Origin of the sequence: Moritella sp. PE36 (assembly GCF_000170855.1) — a bacterium.
Classification (GTDB): Bacteria; Pseudomonadota; Gammaproteobacteria; order Enterobacterales; family Moritellaceae; genus Moritella.
The window spans coordinates 1-1,721 of record NZ_ABCQ01000120.1; the positions used below are offsets into that span (position 1 = coordinate 1).

Sequence of the window (1,721 nt, forward strand, 5' to 3'; positions counted from 1 at the left end):
GCGTCAATACGGGATAATACCGCGCCACATAGCAGAACTTTAAAAGTGCTCATCATTGGAAAACGTTCTTCGGGGCGAAAACTCTCAAGGATCTTACCGCTGTTGAGATCCAGTTCGATGTAACCCACTCGTGCACCCAACTGATCTTCAGCATCTTTTACTTTCACCAGCGTTTCTGGGTGAGCAAAAACAGGAAGGCAAAATGCCGCAAAAAAGGGAATAAGGGCGACACGGAAATGTTGAATACTCATACTCTTCCTTTTTCAATATTATTGAAGCATTTATCAGGGTTATTGTCTCATGAGCGGATACATATTTGAATGTATTTAGAAAAATAAACAAATAGGGGTTCCGCGCACATTTCCCCGAAAAGTGCCACCTGACGTCTAAGAAACCATTATTATCATGACATTAACCTATAAAAATAGGCGTATCACGAGGCCCTTTCGTCTCGCGCGTTTCGGTGATGACGGTGAAAACCTCTGACACATGCAGCTCCCGGAGACGGTCACAGCTTGTCTGTAAGCGGATGCCGGGAGCAGACAAGCCCGTCAGGGCGCGTCAGCGGGTGTTGGCGGGTGTCGGGGCTGGCTTAACTATGCGGCATCAGAGCAGATTGTACTGAGAGTGCACCATATGCGGTGTGAAATACCGCACAGATGCGTAAGGAGAAAATACCGCATCAGGCGCCATTCGCCATTCAGGCTGCGCAACTGTTGGGAAGGGCGATCGGTGCGGGCCTCTTCGCTATTACGCCAGAATTCGAGCTCGGTACCCCTGAGTCTAGGTCGGACTAGACCTTGTAAAACGACGGCCAGTCCAGTGTGCTGGAAAGTTAATTGGATTAGCTTGCGTCGGCGTCTGCCCGATTGAGAATTGTTGCATATTTATTTAAAACCTCCTTGAACCTATAGTTACTATAGGTTCAAGGAGGTTTCTTTCCAGCACTGGGGTCATAGCTGTTTCCTGATCTAGGTGACCATCCTAGCACAGGGGGATCGATCCTCTAGAGTCGACCTGCAGGCATGCAAGCTCTGCATTAATGAATCGGCCAACGCGCGGGGAGAGGCGGTTTGCGTATTGGGCGCTCTTCCGCTTCCTCGCTCACTGACTCGCTGCGCTCGGTCGTTCGGCTGCGGCGAGCGGTATCAGCTCACTCAAAGGCGGTAATACGGTTATCCACAGAATCAGGGGATAACGCAGGAAAGAACATTCGGGCAGCGTTGGGTCCTGGCCACGGGTGCGCATGATCGTGCTCCTGTCGTTGAGGACCCGGCTAGGCTGGCGGGGTTGCCTTACTGGTTAGCAGAATGAATCACCGATACGCGAGCGAACGTGAAGCGACTGCTGCTGCAAAACGTCTGCGACCTGAGCAACAACATGAATGGTCTTCGGTTTCCGTGTTTCGTAAAGTCTGGAAACGCGGAAGTCAGCGCCCTGCACCATTATGTTCCGGATCTGCATCGCAGGATGCTGCTGGCTACCCTGTGGAACACCTACATCTGTATTAACGAAGCGCTGGCATTGACCCTGAGTGATTTTTCTCTGGTCCCGCCGCATCCATACCGCCAGTTGTTTACCCTCACAACGTTCCAGTAACCGGGCATGTTCATCATCAGTAACCCGTATCGTGAGCATCCTCTCTCGTTTCATCGGTATCATTACCCCCATGAACAGAAATCCCCCTTACACGGAGGCATCAGTGACCAAACAGGAAAAAA

1 protein-coding gene and 1 pseudogene are annotated in these 1,721 nt (G+C 51.1%); both read right to left on the reverse strand.

The features are described from left to right. Positions 1-251 (reverse strand): annotated as a pseudogene (locus PE36_RS23505) (serine hydrolase); the annotation flags it as partial. A 1,051-nt stretch (positions 252-1,302) separates the two neighbouring features. Next, the gene (locus PE36_RS23510) at positions 1,303-1,638 is read right to left on the reverse strand and encodes a hypothetical protein (RefSeq protein WP_081450183.1); all 336 of its coding nucleotides are present in this window, start codon (positions 1,636-1,638) and stop codon (positions 1,303-1,305) included. Between the last annotated feature and the right edge of the window lie 83 nt (positions 1,639-1,721).

Excerpts from the sequence above, each read along its gene's own strand:
- PE36_RS23510 (WP_081450183.1), bottom strand. The coding sequence starts at position 1,638 with ATGCTCACGATACGGGTTACTGATGATGAACATGCCCGGTTACTGGAA.